1 pseudogene is annotated in these 482 nt (G+C 73.7%); it reads right to left on the reverse strand.

Features of this window, described 5'->3' with window-relative positions:
- Positions 1-174: 174 nt before the first annotated feature.
- A pseudogene (locus tag G3I78_RS47910) lies at positions 175-482 on the reverse strand (MFS transporter); the annotation flags it as partial.

Raw genomic sequence — 482 nt, forward strand, 5'->3', positions numbered from 1 at the left:
CTCCTCGAAACTACGCCCGTGTGATTCCGCTCACCACCCCCGACACGCCTCCGGGGCGAGGTTTAACCCTCCGTTCACGCGGTGGTCCGGACGCGTGCGCCACGAGATCGGCCCGAGCGTTCGAGATCGACCCTCGGGAGGCCGATCTCGCGACGTACGGGCCGATCTCGCGGGTCAGTGCTCGACGTGCTTCGGTGCCATCGCGATCGCGCACACGAAGCCGAGCACCAGGACCGCGGCCGTGACCGCGAGCGTCTGCCCGACGGCGGTCGCGAACCCCTGGTGGAACGCGGCGGTGGCGGCGTCGGTCACCTGGCGCGCGACGTCGTCGGGCACCCCGGGCGGGAGCGGGAAGGAGCCGCCCTGGCCGCCCTGGAGCGACCCCGCGTTCGCGAAGCCGCCGACGAACTGCTGGCGGAACTGCTCGGGGAGGGAGGCCGCCGCGTCCGCGAGGTCGGCGGGGAGGGTGACGGCGAGGCGCG

Origin of the sequence: Streptomyces sp. SID13726 (genome assembly GCF_010548375.1) — a bacterium.
In the GTDB taxonomy this organism is placed as follows: Bacteria; Actinomycetota; Actinomycetes; order Streptomycetales; family Streptomycetaceae; genus Streptomyces.